The following is a 15,720-nucleotide window of genomic DNA, read 5'->3' as shown; positions in this document are numbered from 1 at the left end:
GGTTCGAGGGATGGCCGACACGTTGCGGGCGAGCCGCACCGCGGTGCTGGTGTGCCAGGGCCGGGCGGCCGCCGATGGCCTGGTGGTCCCGGACCGGTTCGCCGATCCGACGGCGCTGCCGTTGCTGCTGCCCGACGAGCGGGTCGCGGTCGAGTGGGTGCGCACCGGTGAGGTGCCCCGGCAGTGGCGCGCACGGGTCGACTACGAGACGGTGCGCGCGATGGCCGAGCTGATGGTGCCGCGCACCGTCGCCATCGACGACGCCGTCCGCGCGCACGCCGCACCGCAGGTGGTCATCCTCGGCGCCGGGCTCGACGGCCGGGCCTGGCGGATGCCGGAACTCGCCGGCGTGGCCGTCTTCGAGGTCGACCAGCCGGCCTCCCAACAGGACAAACGCGACCGCGCCGCCGCGCTGACCGGCCCACCACCGGCCTTCGTTGCGGTCGACTTCACCCGCGACGTGCTGGGCACTGCGCTGGCCGCGGCCGGGCACCGCGCCGACGCCGCGACGACCTGGATCTGGGAGGGCGTCGTGCCCTACCTCACGACCGACCAGGTGGCGGCGACCGTCGAGGCACTGGCCGGCTGCTCGGCGCCGGGCAGCCGGTTGGTGGTCAACTTCCAGCTGCCGGCCGGTTCGCGCAAGCTCAGCCGGCTGCTGGCCCGGCTGTTGAGCGCGTCCACCGGCCGGTCGAGCGTGTTCGCCAACGAGCCGTGGCTCTCGTTCTGGACCTCGGCCACGATGGGCGCCCTGCTCAGCCAACACGGTTTCGCCGTCACCGAAGACCACAACCTGCTCGACGTGGCCAAAGCGCTGCGCACCCAGGTGCGGCATCCGGCCTCGCTGGTCCTCAGCGCGGTGCTGGTCGCCGAGTTTCAGGCCGTGCGGGCCAACACCTGAAGCCGGTAGTCCACACTCACCCGGAAATCGCCGCTGCCGCCGCGTAACCGCAGCTGGTGAATCCCGGCCGGCAACGCCGGAATCGTCGCCCAGAGACCACATCCCACTGCGTCGACGGGATCGGTCTCGGTGCCGAGGGCGTTGCCGGCGACGCCGGTGAAGCTGACCGGTTCGCTCTCGATCCGCTCGATCGGCACCGAACTGCCGTCGAGGTCGACGGTGCCCTGGGCGGTCGCCATGAACGTGTCGCAGTCGTCGGGCGAGCCGAACACGTTGACGATCGGCACCACCACCGGGCGGCCGGCGGGTGTGTCGCAACGGCGGGTCGCCGACGTGCCGAACGTGCCGGCCAGGAACCACACGTCGGCCGGCTGGTTGCGCCGGCAGTCGTCACCATCCTGATCGGACACCGGGTCGTCTCCCCGCGGTGCGGACGCCGCCCATTCCCACCAGCGGCCCTGAAGACCGGCCGCGCTGGTCACCGGCTGGCTGTTTTCCGGTGCCGGCCGCGGATCGCTCGCGTCGGCGCACCCACCCAACAGGACCCCCGCGGCCGCCAACAGCCCCATCACACGTCTCTTCACCCCGGCAACCTAGTTCACAACTGGAGCACCTGACCGACCTGGGCCGGGGTGCGGCCGGCGACCGCGTCGAGCCAGGCGGTGCGCAACGCCTCCGGGCCGGCGCCGACGCGAACCTCGACCCGATCACCAAGCTCGTCGACGAAGCGGCGCCAGGCCACGCCGAACCGGCGGTCCAACTCGTCGCGACCCCAGTCGGCGCCGCGCTTGCGCATCTGGACCGGCGCGAAGAAGAACTCGCCGGCCGCCTCGGTGTTGGGCACCTGGTAGGTCAGGCCGACCGCGATGTCGCGGATCAGGTGGTCGCCGAGGTGCTCGCGCAGCGCGGCCCGGGTCGCCGGCGCGCCGGACAGGTCGAGGTAGGCGGTCCGCACCGGCGGCAACGTCTCCAACTGGGCGTAGGACAGCACGTCGTCGTAGCAGCCGAGCGACTCGGTGAAGGCGACGTTGCCGGGCGAGGTGAGTCCGACGACCCGCGGACCTTGCCCCCGCAACTCGAACGCGGCCGCGTAGGCCGTCTTGCTGGACGCCGACGAGAGCACCAGCGCGTCGGCACCGTAGAAGTCGTTGTCGGCGATCTGGTCGGCCAGCATGAACGACGTGAAGAACAGCGGCCGGAACAACACCAGCAGGTCTTCCTCGTCGACCCGATAGGCCGCGTCACCGGTGGTCAGCCGGTAGGCGTTGTAGGGCGAGGGCAGGTCGGCCCGGTGCGCGCTGCCGTCGCGGAAGCCGGCCGCGTCGACCCGCTCGGGCCGCACCAGCAGGTGGCTGGCGGGCGGGAGGTAGCCGTACACCCGTTGCCCGATTTCCACACCCGCGACGGTGGAGCCGACCACGTCGGCGAAGCCCCACAACGGCACGAGTCCCCAGCCGGGGTCGAGCCCGTAACGCGAAGGCGAGAAGAACTGCCAATAACGGAAGGACTCCCCCAGCACGGCGTAGGTGACGTTGTTGGCGGTCATGCCGACCCGGTCGACCCGCAGCAGCACCTCGCCGTCGGCCAGGTCGGGCACGACCCCGTCGCTGATGCTGGTGCGGGTCAGGTCGTCACGGGCAACGGCGAACGTCCATGCGTGAGCCATGCCCGTGACGGTAACCGCTGTCTAGTTGGGAGTGAAGATGATGGCCTGGCCGTCGGCGAGGACGGCCTGGTTGAGCGAGTGTTGGACGCCCGCCGTGCCGGTCGGGTTTTCCAGGCCGACGGTGGCGCTGTCGCCGCGTTCGCGGGTCTTGCTCGGTGCCAGGTCCTGGTAGTTGTAGACGATGGTGCCGTCTTCGCCGAAGATGGCCTCGACCGAGATGCGCGCCGACGCCGACCCATACTGGCCGATGTTGTTCCACTCGACGACGAGTTGGCGGTTGGGCGACGACCCGGTCACCTTCGTGCGGATCGTGCTGTCGGCCCGCATCACCAGGTCGTCCCAGAAGGCGTAGGCACCGGCGTTGGGCAGCGCCGCCGCCGGGATCGCGACGTTCTCCGGCTGGGCCCAGTCGGGGTCGGCGAACGAGACGAAGCCGTTGGTGGAGATCCAGGCCTGCGACTTCGACTGGCCGTAGAACGGCACCGCGAACGGCAGGCTGAGCTGGGCCACCGCGTCGTCGCCGGTCAGGTCGACCACGGTGCCGCCGGTCGTTGGCACGTACGCCCGCTGCTGTGTGGTCTTGGTGTAGCCGGGCTCGGCCGGTGGGCTGCCCACCGCCAGGTTGATCGTCGACGTGTTGCCCGCGGTCACCGTCACCGGCTTGCTGGCGCTCTGGCCCGACGACGTCGCCGTCACCGTGTAGTTGCCCGCCGGCACGCCGCCGAACTGGTAGGCGCCTTGCGCCGCGGTCGTGGTCGAGCCGCCGCCCGGCGTCAGCGTCACGGCGGCGCCCACGATCGGCGTGCCACCGGCGTTGGTCACCACGCCCTTGACCGTGCCGGTGGTCGGCGGCGGTGGCGGCTCCTCGGTGTCGGCCGGCGTGAACGTGACCCGCTTGCCGTTGTCGAGGTTGGCCTGGTTGAACGAGTAGGTCGACGCGGTCGCGCCGGCCGCGTCTTCGATGCCGACGGTCGCGGAGTTGCCGTCTTCGCGGGCCGTGTTGAGGTCGGTGTAGTTGAACTCGATCTTGCCCGACTCGTAGAGCACCGCGCTGATCGACAGCCGGGCCGAGTTGGAGCCGTAGTGGCCGACGTTGTGCCACTCGACGACGAACCGGCGGTTGGGTGCGGAACCGACCGTCTCGGTGCGGATCGACGAGTCGGCCCGCAGCACCAGGTCGTCCCAGAACGGGTAGATGCCGGCGTTGGGCACGCTGCCGTTGGGCAACGGGGTGTTCTCCGCGATCAGGCCGGTGAAGCCCGGATCGGCGAAGGACAGGAAGCCGTTGCTGGTCACCCACACACTGCTCTGCGGTACGCCGTAGAACGGGAACGCGAACGGCAGCGACACCTGCTGCTTCACGTCGTCACCGGCGAGCGGCAGCGTGGTCGCGTCGGCACCGACGAACGGCTGGCCGGTGGCGTCGCTGACCTCGTAGTCACCGCTGCCCCCGGTGCTGGCCGTGTAGGTCGCGGTGTAGGTGGTCGGCGAGTCCGGCGCGACGACCACGTGGGTCGCGGCGCCGCCGTCGGACCAGTGGTCGAACGCGTAGCCGCTCTGCGGTGTCGGCGCGCTGATCGAGTTGGTCGAGCCGGCCAGCACGGTGCGGGTGGCCGGCGTGGTCACCAGCACGCCGTTGGCACTGATCTGGAGGCCCGGCGGGTTGCTGGTGAACGTCAGGTCGACGTGCCGCGGGTCGAGCCGCCGGCTGGCCGTGTGGGTCAGGCCGCCGTTGTCGGTCGCGGTGAGCGCAAGCTCCAGATAGGACGGATACTCGTGGTCGGGCGCGTTGAACGTGCCGCCGGCCACGCCGTCCCACTCCTGCACGTTGTGGGTGTGGCAGTTGTCGTCGGAATAGCAGTGGTGCAGCAGCAACTGCCAGTGCAGCGCCGACGCCGGCAGGTTGCCCTGCTGCGGGTCGGTGGCATGGCCGCTGAACGAGATCGCGTCGCCGACCTTGAAGCTCGGGTTGCTGGCCGGCGTGTCGATGAACGCGGTCGGCGCGCCGGTGCCCACCAGGATCTGGACGGTCTTCTCCGACGACAGCCCGCCGAGGTCGCTGACCCGCAGGCGGGCGGTGTAGGTGCCGGTGGCCGTGTAGGTGAACGACGTGGTCGCACCGGAGGCGTCCCACGAGCCGTTGTTGGTGAAGTCCCACTGGTAGGAGAGCACTTCGCCGGCGTCGGGATCGGTCGAGGCGGACGCGTCGAAGTTGACCGTGAGTGGCGCGTTGCCGGCCGTCGGCGACGCGGTCACCGCGGCGGTCGGCGGCTGGTTGCCGGTGTTGTAGTTGAACCGGCGGATCGTGCCACCGGAGTGGTCGACGTAGTAGAGCCGGTTGTCGGGACCGATCTCGAGGTCGACGGGCGTCGCCGCGGTCGAGGTGAACGGCACGATGTGGTCGCGGTCGGGCACCCCGCCGGCACCCGGCAGCATCGCCCAGATGCACTGCCGCGCGTAGTCGCCGAAGAACAGCGCGCCGCGGTAGGTCGCCGGGTAGTTGCCACCGCTGGTCGGGTAGAACGCCAGCGCGCTGGGCGACGAACCGCCGGTGGGGCAGCCGTCGCCGGAGACGACCGCGGCGGCGTGGTTGTAGGTGTATTGCGGCGCCACGACCGCGTTGGGGCCCTGGGCGTAGAGGCTCTCGCAGAGCGACAGGTTGGGCGCGTTGTAACCGTTCTGGTCCTCGTCACCCTCGTAGCAGGGCCAGCCGAAGTTTTCCACGGGCCCGTTCAGCGGGTCGGCCAGCCGGTCGATCTCTTCCCAGGTGCGCCAGCCGACGTCACCGAACCAGACCTCGGAGGTGCCCGGGCGGAACACCCAGCGGTAGGGGTTGCGCAGCCCGTACGCCAGGATCCGCCGGTTGTTGGGGTCACTGCTGCCGGCCATCGGGTTGTCGGGCAGCCCGGCCGCGGTGTCGGGGTCGACCCGGATGAAGGTGCCGTTGAGCCCGGTCGGGTCGCCGGCGGTGCGCACGTCCTGCGAGCGCAGCGCGCCACCCTCGGCGGTCGGCGGGGTCATCGCGCCGCCGACCGGAGCACCCGGGTCGCCGCAGGCGTTGGTCACCGCGCCACGCTGGCCGTAGTCGGGGAAGCTGGGCGAGGCGCCGTCACCGCCGCTGACGTAGAGCTTGCCGTCGGGGCCGAACTTGATGTCGCCGATGGAGTGCGTCTCGTATTGCAGGCACCAGTCGTGCAGCAGCACCTGCTCGGTGCCGGTCATCACGTTGCCGGCGATGCGCAACCGGGAGACCCGGCTGCTGACGATGCAGTCGCCCAGCACCGGGCACTGGTCGTTGTAGGTCGGCGCGCTGCCGCCGATCTGCCCGTCGTAGGTGTAGCTGACGTAGACGTAGGGCGTGTCCGGGAAGTCCGGCGGCACGGCCAGCCCGAGCAGCCCGAGGTCGCCGTAGTTGAAGATCTCGCTGCTCAGGTCGGCGAAGACCGTCGGGGTGGTGTCGGAGAGGTTGTCGTAGATCTTGATGACGCCGTTCTTCTGCGCGATCAGGATCCGGCCGTCGGGCGCGAACACCAGCTTGGTCGGGTTGCTCAGGCCGCTCATCACGACCTGCTCGGTGAACCCGGTCGGCGGCGGGCCGGCCGCGGCGGGTGCGGCCAACAGCCCCGCGGTCAGCGGCAGACCAAGGACCAACGCCAGCAGGCCGGCGAAAAATCGCCGAACGCTCAACGACACGGCACTGCTCCATCCCGCGGTGAACCACCGCATCCCGGATGCTCATGGTCATCCGGATTCCGCAAGCAACTCTTCAGCTTCGTGACCGGTCCCGTTAACCGGACGGGCCTATTTGCCCGCCCGGTCGGACGGCAGGTCTAGTTAGGTGTGAAGACGATCGCCGTGCCGTTGCTCAGCACACCCTGGTTGAAGGAGTGCTGCACGGCATTGAGGCCGGCGGCGTCTTCGATGCCGACCGTCGCGGAGTCGCCCCGTTCCCGGGCCGATGTCGCGAGGTCGGCGTAGTTCAGGGAGATCTCGCCGTTCTCGGCGAGCACCACCTGAGCGGAGATCCGCGCCGACGACGAACCGTACATCCCGGTGTTGAACCAGTCGATGACGAACTGCCGGTTGGGCGCGGAGCCGACCACCTTGGTGCGGATCGCGCTGCCGGAGCGCTGCACCAGGTCGTCCCAGTATGGGTAGATGGCCGCGTTCGGCAGCCCGGTCGCCGGCAGTGCCGTGTTGTCGGGCGTCGCGCCGCCGGGGTTCACAAAGGACAGCACGCCGTTGGTCGACACCCACGCCGTGGTCTGCTGCTGGCCGTAGAACGCGAACCCGAACGGCAGCGTGACCTGGGCGACCGCGTCGTCACCGGTGAGCGGCAGCACCGTGCCGTCGTCGGTCGACACGTATGGTCGCGCCTGCGTCGTCTTGGTGTAGGCGCCGGTGCCCGGCGGCGGCCCGGTCAGCGTGAGGTTGACCGTGTGCGTGCCACCCGCGGTCACCGTCACCGGCGCGGAGCCGGTGAACCCGCCGGGCGCGGTGCCCGCCACCGTGTAGGCGCCCGGCGCGACCGCGGTGAACTGGTAGGCGCCGTTGCCGGCCGAGGTCGCCGTGCGACCGCCGGGCGACAGCGTCAGGGTCGCGCCGCCGAGCGGGTTGCCGTTGGCGCTGACCACGCCGGAGATGGTGCCGGAGGTCGGCGGCGGCGTGCCACCGGGCGGCGAGAACGTCACCGTGGTGCCGTCGCGCAGCACCGGCTGCTCGACCGAGTAGGCCAGGCCCACGGTGCCCGAACCGTCTTCGATGCCGACGGTGGCGGAGTTGCCCTCTTCGCGGTCAGCGGTCGACAGGTCGGCGTAGTGGTAGGTGATCGAGCCGTCTTCGCCGAACACCGCGGAGAACCGGATCCGCCCGGAGTTGGACCCGTAGTAGCCGCTGTTGCGCCACTCGACGGTGAATTTGCGGTTGGGCGCCGTGCCGCTCACCCCGGTGCGCACGGTCGAGTCGGCCCGTTGCACGAGGTCGTCCCAGAACGGGTAGACCGCGGCGTTGGGCGCGCCGGTCGAGGGCAGCGGCCCGTTGGCCGGCACCGCGCCACCGGGGGTGGCGAACGAGACGAACCCGTTGGTGGAAACCCAGGCGTTGCCGTATTCCTGGCCGTAGAGCCGGAACGGGAACGGCAGCGACACCGGTGCGACCGCGTCGTCGCCGGTCAGCGGCAGCACCGCGCCGTCGGCCGAGGCGAACGGCTGGCCGGTCTGCGTCGTGCAGACGTAGCCGTAGCTGTCGGCGCAGCCGGCCGTCGCGGTGAACGTGGCCGTGTAGGTCGCGGCCGCCGTCGGCGCGGTGATCACGTGGCTGTTGGCGCCGCCGTCGGACCAGTTGGCGAACGTGTTGATCGCGCCGCCGGAACTCTGCGGCGTGGGCGCGCTGACCGAGTTGGTGGAACCCTGGATCACGGTACGCGTGAACGGCGTCGCACCGGTGAACGCGCCGACGTTGAGCTGTAGCCCGGCCGGGTTGCTGCGGAACGTCAGGTCGACCGTCTTCGGGTCGAGCTGCCGCGACGCCGTGTTGCTCAGCCCGTCGGCGTCGGTCGCCGTCAGCTCGAGCTCCAGATAGGACGGATACTCGTGGTCGGGCGCGATGAACGAGCCGCTGGTCACGCCGTTCCATTGCTGCACCTCGTGCACGTGGCAGTTGCCGACGCTCTCGCAGTGGTGCATCCGCAACCGCCAGGACAGCCCGCCGGCCGGCAGGTTGCCCTGGTCGGCGTCGGTGGCGTGCCCGCTGAAGGCGATCGTGTCGCCGACCTTCCAGGTGGTCGCCGCGGCTGGCGTGTCGATCACCGCGACCGGCGCGGTGTGGCCGGGCTGGATGGCCACCAGGTGGGTGTCGGTGGCGCCGAGCGTGTCGGTCACCGTCAGCTTCGCGGTGTAGCTGCCCGCGGCCGGGTAGGTGAACGCGGCGGTCGGCCCGGTGGCGTCGGTCGAGCCGTCGTTGGTGAAGTCCCAGGCGTAGGTGAGCCGGCCCTGGTCGGCCGGGTCGGCGTCGCTCGAGGCGCTGCCGTCGAAGGTGACCCGCAGTGGCTGCCCGGCGACCGGCGTGGCGCTGAACGCGGCCACCGGCGGCTGGTTGCCCGGGAAGTAGCGGATCCGCCGGACGGTGCCGCCGAGGTCGACGTAGTAGAGCTCGTTGCCGGGGCCGATCTGAAGGTCGACGGGACCGGCCGCGGCCTGCCCGAACGCCTCGATGGCGCCGGTCGACGGCAGCCCGCCGGCGGTGGTCGGCTTCATCGCCCAGATGCAGTTGCGGGAGTAGTCGGCGAAGAACAGCGCTCCCGCGTAGGCCGCCGGGTAGTTGCCCCCGCTGGCCGGGTAGAACGCCAGGCCACTCGTGGCGTCGCCGCCGTTGCCGCAGTTTTCCCCCGGCACGACCGCGGCGCTGTGGTTGTAGGTGTAGTAGGGCTGGGTGTGCCCGCCGCCGCTGTAGAGCGACTCGCAGAGGTTGAGGTTGGCGCCGTCGTAGGAGCCCATGATGCCCATGCCCTCGTAGCAGGGCCAGCCGAAGTTGGTGACCCCCGCGGTCGGGTTGGTCACCCGGTTGATCTCTTCCCACGTGTTCCAGCCGACGTCGCCGGCCCACACCTCGTTGGTGCCGGGCCGCACGGTGAGCCGGAACGGGTTGCGCAGGCCGTGCGCGACGATCCGCCGCGAGTTGGCGTCGGGCGAGGCGGCGAGCGGGTTGCCGGGCGCGGCGGCGCCGGTGGCCGGGTCGAGCCGCAGCACCGCGCCGTCGAGCGAGGTCGGGTCGCCGGTCGAGCGCACGTCCTGCGAGCGCAGCGCGCCGCCCTCGGCGGTGGGCGGGTTCATCGCGCCGCCGACCGCAGACGGCGGGTCGGCGCACGGGTTGCGCGGGGTGCCCAACTGGCCGTAGTCGGTGGCGCTGAAGCTCGCGCCGTCGCCGCCGCTCACGTAGAGCATGCCGTCGGCGCCGAACTTGAGATCGCCGATCGAGTGGCTGGGGAACTGCTGGCACCAGTCGGTGATGAGCACCTGCTCGCTGCCGGTCATCACGTCGCCGGCGGCCTGGAGCCGGGAGAGCCGGCCCTGGACGATGCACTGGCCGTTGTTGGCGTCGCCGCAGTTGTCGTTCCAGAACGGCGCGGTCTGCCCGGGCGGCGCGTCATAGCTGTAGAGAACGTAGACGTAGGGGTTGGCCGGGAAGCCGGGCGCCAGCGCCAGGCCGAGCAGGCCGCGGTCCCACACGTTGAACACGTTGGTCGACAGGTCGGCGAACACCGTGGGGGTCGGGTCGGCGAGGTTGTCGTAGACCTTGATCCGGCCGCCCTTCTCGGCGACGAAGACCCGGCCGTCGGCGGCGAACTCGATGTTCGTCGGCTGCGCCAGCCCACTGAACACGATCTGTTCCTGGAAACCGCTCGGCAGCGTGGTCGCCGCGGCCGGCTGCGCTCCCGCCAGCGCGATGAGCCCGCCGGCGACCAACGCCGTGGCCAGCATCGTCCGCAGCGGACGTAGTGGGCGCGTCATCGCGCCACCTCCCCCAAGATTCACATGTACGCATACGCTGCGTCGCAGGCGCACAGGCTAGCCAGTGGCTCAAGGGAAAGCGGTGTCTGATTCTTGACGGGTCATTGCCGGCAATTGCGGCGCACCCCCACCATCCGGTGGCATATCCGGGATTTGGCCGGCCGACCCGCCAACAAGTATGGTCCGGTCTTCCGACGAGCAATCGACCGATCGGCCACGGGCATGTAGTGAAGTCGACACTAGTGGTGCATCAGTCACCCTTGCCACGCGTGGCTCGGATAGAGCATCGTCGCCTGTGTTAGTTAAGCCTCCCTTAAGGGAGCGCACAACTGTCCACAGTATCCAGAGGTGGAGATGACCAAATCGCGGGGGCATGTGGTCATCGTCGTGGTCAACCTGCCGGTCGAGCGTGACCGCAGGGTGATCCGCGAGTGCCTGGCGCTGGAAGAAGCCGGCTACCGGGTCACGGTGATCTGCCCGCGAGGCGCCAACCGACTGACCCGCCTGCCGGGCAGCCGGTCGACCGACATCCGGTCGTTCCCCCAACCGCTCGCCGGCGCGGGGGTGCTGTCGTTCGCCTTCGAGTTCGCCTGGGCGCTCTGCGCCGTCACCACCCGCCTGCTCGGCCTGATGCTGCGCACCCGGGTCGACGCTGTGCAGGCCTGCAACCCACCAGACGTCTTCTGGGTGCTGGCGTTGCTGCTGCGCCTGCTCGGCCGCCCGTTCGTTTTCGACCACCACGACCTGAGCCCCGAGCTCTACGAGTGCAAGACAGACTCGCCCAAACCGGCCGTGCTGACGATCCTCAAGTGGTTCGAGAAGATGTCCTGGCGCTGGGCCACCGCCGTCGTGTCGACCAACGAGTCCTACCGTGACCTGGCGATCACCCGTGGTGGCGTCGACCCCGACAAGGTGGTCGTCGTCCGCAACGGTCCCGCCATCGCCGAGGTCGCCTACGCCGAGCAGGCCCAGCCGGCCGGCCGGCACACCATCGTCTACCTTGGGGTGATCAACCCGCAGGACCACGTCGACGCCGCCGTGCTCGCCGCCGAGCGGCTGACCGGGCTGCGCGGCAACCACGACTGGAAGCTGGTGGTCGCCGGCGACGGTGACAGCCTGCCCGAATTGCGCGAGCTGGCCACCACGCGGCACCTCGACGACGTGGTCGAGTTCCGCGGCTGGCTCGAGGCCGACGAGGTCGACGCGTTGCTCAACACCGCCACCATCGCGATCCAGCCCGACCCGCCGACCAAAATGGCCGAGCTGTCGACCATGGCGAAGACTGTCGAATATGTCGCCCGCGGCGTCCCGGTGGTCGCCGTCGACCTGCTGGAGACCCGCCGCACCGCCGAAGGCGCGGCGCTCTACGTGCCCACCGGTGCGCCCGACGAGCTCGCCAAGGCGCTCGACACCCTGCTGAGCGACGGCGCCGCCCGTGCCGAGATGAGCAAGGTGGCCCGCCGCCGCTTTGTCGACGTGCTGGCCTGGGATCACCAGGCCAAGTCATACATCCGACTCTGGGACCGGTTGCTGGGTCAGACGCGAAAAGGTTACAAATCAGGTTCACCGGTGGGGGGAGGCGACCGACCGGGGAGCCAGCGTGATACCAACCAGACGGTCGGTTGACGACCACCTGACGCCCCTTCCCGCCGCATTCGATCAAAGGGCCTTTCCATGGACCTCCTTGACCTCCTCAAGCTCGTCGTCCGGCGGTGGTACGTCGCGGTCCCGGTCGTCATCGTGACGCTGGCCGCCGCGGTGGCTCTCGGCAGCGCGATCCAGCCCGAATACAAAACCGCGGCGACCGTCATCCTGGTTCCGCCGACCACCTCACAGGCGCCGACCGAAAACGGCGCCACCCCGGCGCCCGGCAACCCCTGGCTGCGCATCGGTGAGACCGCGATGGCGCAGGCGGTGCAGATCTCGGCGTCGTCCGGCGAGTCGCGGCAGAAGGTCGTCGCCGCCGGCGGCGACAGTGCCTACGAGATCACGCTGGTCACCCGCAGCTCGATCATGACGGTCGAGATCTCCAGCGACACCAGCGCCAAGGCGCTCGCCACGGTCGAGGCGGTCATCAAGCTGATCGGCGAAGAGGTCGTCGCGCAGCAGGCCAAATACAAGCCCAAAGCGGGCGAGGAGATCTCCACCCAGGTGCTCGACGCCGGCCTCAACGTGACGCCGTCGCGGTCCAACGTGCTCCGCGCCCAGATCGTCGTGCTCGCCATCGGCCTGCTCTTCATGGCCGCCGCCGTGGTCGCCTACGACGCGATCGCCCGCCGCAAGCTGACCAAGCAGGTCAACGCCCGCGCCGGCGTGCGCGGCAACGCCACCGCCGGTTCCGCCGCGGTCGAGCCGCGCCGCCCGCAGCCGCCACTGGCCAAACCCATGGGTCCGGTCAACAAACCGGCCGGGCGCGACGTCGGCGACGACGAGGAGCCGGCCGACGCCACCCAGATCATCCGGATCAACAGCACCCCGGTGACCGCCAACGGCCACTCGTCCGGCACCAACCAGCAGGTCTCCGCCGACTACGTCCGGGCACCGGACACCGACGAAACCATCCTGCTCACCGCTGTGCGGACGCCCAGGCCTGACGACAACGATCAGTAATAGTGCAGACCTACCTATCCGCTCGTCGCACCGCGACCGTCTACGACGGCGTAACGCCCAGCGTCATCGAGTTCCGGGATGCCACCGCGTGGGTCAGCCTGACCATCTTCGCGATGTATTTCTTCCCGGCGCGGCTGATCTTCCCGCCGCTCACCACGCTGGGCCGCCCCGGCGTGGTGGTCGGGCTGCTGCTGTTCGTCTGGTGGGGGCTGACCCGCTTCCACCCGTCCCTGGTCACCCGCGGCCAGCAGCCGATGCGCTGGGCGCTGGCGTTCTACTTCGTCACCCTGGCCGCGTCCTACATCGCCGGCCAGGCCCGCGGCCTCGACCCGCTGGAAGCCAACCAGGCTGACCGCACGGTGTTGCTGGGCTTCGCCGCCGGCGGCATCCTGCTGGCCGCCTGCGACGGCGTGCTCACCCGTGAGCGGATCGACACGGTGCTGCGCTGGCTCTGCTACGGCTCCGTGGTGATGGCGCTGTTCGCGTTCACCCAGTTCGCCTTCCGCCAGGACTTCACCGGCTACCTCAAGCTGCCGCCGATCCTCCAGTTCCAGCGCGACCTGGTCGGCTTCGACGACCGCGGTGGCGGCGGCCTGGTCCGGGTGGCCGGCACCGCCGGGCACTACATCGAGTTCAGCGTGCTGATGGTGGTCGCGCTGGTGATCGCGATCCACTACGCCCGGTTCGCGGCGACCCGGCGGGAGCGGCAGATCTTCGCCGGCATCGCGATGATCGTCGCCGGTGTCATCCCGATCTCGCTGTCCCGCACCGGCGTGCTCGCCCTCGCGGCCGCGATCCTGCTGCTGATCCTGGTCTGGCCGCTGCGAACGACGTTCAACGTGCTGGTGGCCGGGGTCTTCCTGACCGCGATCATCCAGGTCGGCAAGCCCGGCCTGCTCGGCGCGCTGAAGTCGCTGCTGTTCGCGGGCGAGAGCGACCCGAGCGTCCAGGGCCGGCTGGAAGACTACGAATACGTCGCGCCGTTCATCAAGGAACGGCCCTGGTTCGGCCGCGGCGTCGGCACCTGGCTGCCCTCGCTCTACCAACTCCTCGACAACCAGTGGCTCGGCACGTTGGTGACCACCGGCATCGTCGGCGTGGTCGGCCTCGGCGCGCTGTTCCTGACCGGCGTCGTGGTCGCCGCCCGGGTCCGCCGGTTCGCCAAGACCGACAGCGACCGCGACCTGGCCGCCGTGCTCGCCGTCGCGATCGGCGTGATGGCGGTGTCCGCGTTCACCTTCGACGCGCTCTTCTTCTCCACCTACCTGTTCACGATGCACCTGCTGCTCGGCCTGGCCGGCGCGATGTGGCGGCTCACCAGGGCACAACGGCTGAATTGAGGGAGACCGCGAGATGCGTGCCGGCATCGACATCCTGATGATCACGTACGACCGGCCGGAGTACGTCCGGCTGTCGCTTCCGCACCTGCTCGACACCTGCACCGACGACGCCCGGGTCTGGCTCTGGCACAACGGGAGCGACGCGGCGACGCTGGCCGCCGTCGAGGAGTTCCGGCACGACCCGCGGGTGCACCGGTTCCACCACAGCCCGACCAACGCCGGGCTGCGCGAGCCGACCAACTGGCTCTGGGCCGAGTCGACCGGCGCCTACCTGAGCAAGGTCGACGACGACTGCCTGCCCGACAAGTCGTGGCTCGAGGTGCTCCGCAAGGCACATGAAGACGTGCCCGAGTTCGGGGTGATCGGCACCTGGCGGTTCCCCGACTCCGACGTGCACCAGGACCTGGTCGACCGCAAGCTGGCCAGCTACGCCGGCGGCCACCAACTCATGCGCAACCACTGGGTGCAGGGCAGCGGCTACCTGCTCAAGCGCGAGATGGTCGAGCGCACCGGCCCGCTGGCCGACGACGACTCGTTCAGCAGTTGGTGCCTCAAGGCGGCCGCGCTCGGCTTCGTCAACGGCTGGATCTACCCGTTCCTGCCGGAAGACCACCTCGACGACCCGCGCAGCCCGCGCACGATCTACCACACCGACGAGGAGTTCATGGCCCGCCGGCCGCTCTCCGCGCAGAAGACCGGCGTCCGCACCGTCGCCGAGTGGACCGAGCAGATGCGTCGCTCGGCCTACGTCGTCCAGGCCGCCTCGCTCGACCTCCGCGAATACTCCGGGTGGCGGCGACGGGGCCGGGCGCTGCAGAAGCGGGTCCGCCGCGCGATCACCGGGCGCGCGCCGTGGTGAGCATCGTGGTCGCCGCGCACAACGAGGCGACGGTCATCGGGCGCACCCTGCGCCACCTGCTCGCCGGCGCCGAGCTCGGCGAGTTCGACGTGGTGGTGGCGGCCAACGGCTGCACCGATGACACGGCCGGGGCGGCCCGGGCGGTGCCCGGCGTGCGGGTGGTCGAGGTCGAACGCGCCTCGAAGCCGGCCGCACTCAACGCCGGCGACGCGGCCGCCGCCAGCTTCCCCCGGATCTACCTCGACGCCGACATCACCCTCGACGCGGCCGGTGCACGCGCGCTGGCCGCGGCGGTGTCCGGCCCGTCGGGCGTCATCGCCGCCGCACCGCGCCGGGTGCTCGACGTCAAGGGTCGGCCGCTGCTCGTCCGCGCCTACTTCGCCGTCAACGGCCGCCTGCCGGCCTTCCGCGACGCGCTCTTCGGCCGCGGCGCGATCGTGCTGTCCAAGGACGCCCGGGCGCGCTTCGACGAGTTCCCCGACCAGTTCGCCGACGACCTGTTCCTCGACGCGCTGTTCGCAGTCGGCGAGAAGCGCGAGATCGCCGCCGTCCGGTCCGTGGTCGCCACCCCGACCCGCACCGCCGACCTGCTCCGCCGGCTGGGCCGGGTGCGGTCCGCCAACACCACGCTGCGCGAGGTGTCCAAGAACGCCGGCGTGGCCGTCCGCCCGGTGCGCAAGGCATCCTGGCTGGTCGACGTCGTGCTGCCGCGGCCCTGGCTGTGGCCGGCTGGCGCCTGCTACGCCGCGCTGACGCTGCTCGCCGAGCGCCGGGCCCGGCGCACCCCGGCCGGCGCCGCCTGGGCCCGCGACGAGTCGACCCGCTCCTGACGGATA

10 protein-coding genes are annotated in these 15,720 nt (G+C 70.6%); 6 read left to right on the top strand and 4 right to left on the bottom strand.

Annotation, left to right across the window (positions count from 1 at the left end; genetic code table 11):
* Positions 1 to 10: 10 nt before the first annotated feature.
* Positions 11 to 901 (top strand): class I SAM-dependent methyltransferase, encoded by an 891-nt coding sequence (locus DFJ67_RS17875; protein WP_116069026.1) that lies wholly within the window; start codon positions 11 to 13, stop codon positions 899 to 901.
* Here DFJ67_RS17875 and DFJ67_RS17870 read toward each other — a convergent pair.
* The 4 genes from DFJ67_RS17870 to DFJ67_RS17855 all read right to left on the bottom strand — a co-directional run bounded on the left by DFJ67_RS17870 (position 877) and on the right by DFJ67_RS17855 (position 10,075).
* Positions 877 to 1,485, bottom strand: coding sequence for a hypothetical protein (locus DFJ67_RS17870; RefSeq protein WP_203783613.1), 609 nt, complete (start codon positions 1,483 to 1,485; stop codon positions 877 to 879). The two genes, DFJ67_RS17875 and DFJ67_RS17870, sit on opposite strands and share 25 nt — an antisense overlap.
* 14 nt (positions 1,486 to 1,499) lie before the next feature.
* Positions 1,500 to 2,567, bottom strand: a complete 1,068-nt coding sequence (locus tag DFJ67_RS17865) for a DUF2855 family protein (protein ID WP_116069025.1) — start codon at positions 2,565 to 2,567, stop codon at positions 1,500 to 1,502.
* Between the two features lie 21 nt (positions 2,568 to 2,588).
* A complete protein-coding gene (locus tag DFJ67_RS17860) occupies positions 2,589 to 6,260 on the bottom strand; it encodes a PQQ-dependent sugar dehydrogenase (protein ID WP_203783612.1) in 3,672 nt (1,223 codons plus the stop codon).
* 137 nt (positions 6,261 to 6,397) lie between these two features.
* Positions 6,398 to 10,075 (bottom strand): PQQ-dependent sugar dehydrogenase, encoded by a 3,678-nt coding sequence (locus DFJ67_RS17855; RefSeq protein ID WP_170215902.1) that lies wholly within the window; start codon positions 10,073 to 10,075, stop codon positions 6,398 to 6,400.
* Positions 10,076 to 10,429: 354 nt separating this feature from the next.
* On the opposite strand from DFJ67_RS17855, the gene DFJ67_RS17850 reads away from it, so the two are divergent.
* From DFJ67_RS17850 to DFJ67_RS17830, 5 genes are read left to right on the top strand one after another with little or no spacing between them, the layout of a single operon-like run.
* On the top strand, positions 10,430 to 11,701 hold the full coding sequence (locus tag DFJ67_RS17850; protein WP_116069023.1) for a glycosyltransferase family 4 protein: 1,272 nt from the start codon (positions 10,430 to 10,432) through the stop codon (positions 11,699 to 11,701).
* A gap of 48 nt (positions 11,702 to 11,749) precedes the next feature.
* The gene (locus DFJ67_RS17845) at positions 11,750 to 12,685 is read left to right on the top strand and encodes a GumC domain-containing protein (protein ID WP_116069022.1); all 936 of its coding nucleotides are present in this window, start codon (positions 11,750 to 11,752) and stop codon (positions 12,683 to 12,685) included.
* A 2-nt stretch (positions 12,686 to 12,687) separates the two neighbouring features.
* Positions 12,688 to 14,025 carry an O-antigen ligase family protein gene (locus DFJ67_RS17840; protein ID WP_116069021.1) on the top strand — a complete coding sequence of 446 codons (1,338 nt, stop codon included), beginning with the start codon at positions 12,688 to 12,690 and terminating at the stop codon, positions 14,023 to 14,025.
* Positions 14,026 to 14,038: 13 nt separating this feature from the next.
* Entirely contained in the window at positions 14,039 to 14,884 is an 846-nt protein-coding gene (locus DFJ67_RS17835; protein WP_116069020.1) for a glycosyltransferase family 2 protein, read from the top strand.
* Positions 14,878 to 15,714 (top strand): glycosyltransferase, encoded by an 837-nt coding sequence (locus DFJ67_RS17830; RefSeq protein WP_116069019.1) that lies wholly within the window; start codon positions 14,878 to 14,880, stop codon positions 15,712 to 15,714. The genes DFJ67_RS17835 and DFJ67_RS17830 overlap by 7 nt, the downstream gene beginning before the upstream one ends.
* The last annotated feature ends 6 nt before the right edge of the window (positions 15,715 to 15,720 follow it).

Origin of the sequence: Asanoa ferruginea (assembly GCF_003387075.1) — a bacterium.
In the GTDB taxonomy this organism is placed as follows: domain Bacteria; phylum Actinomycetota; class Actinomycetes; order Mycobacteriales; family Micromonosporaceae; genus Asanoa; species Asanoa ferruginea.
Note: the sequence above shows the minus strand (reverse complement) of the source record. Positions and strands in the feature narration are given on the sequence as shown.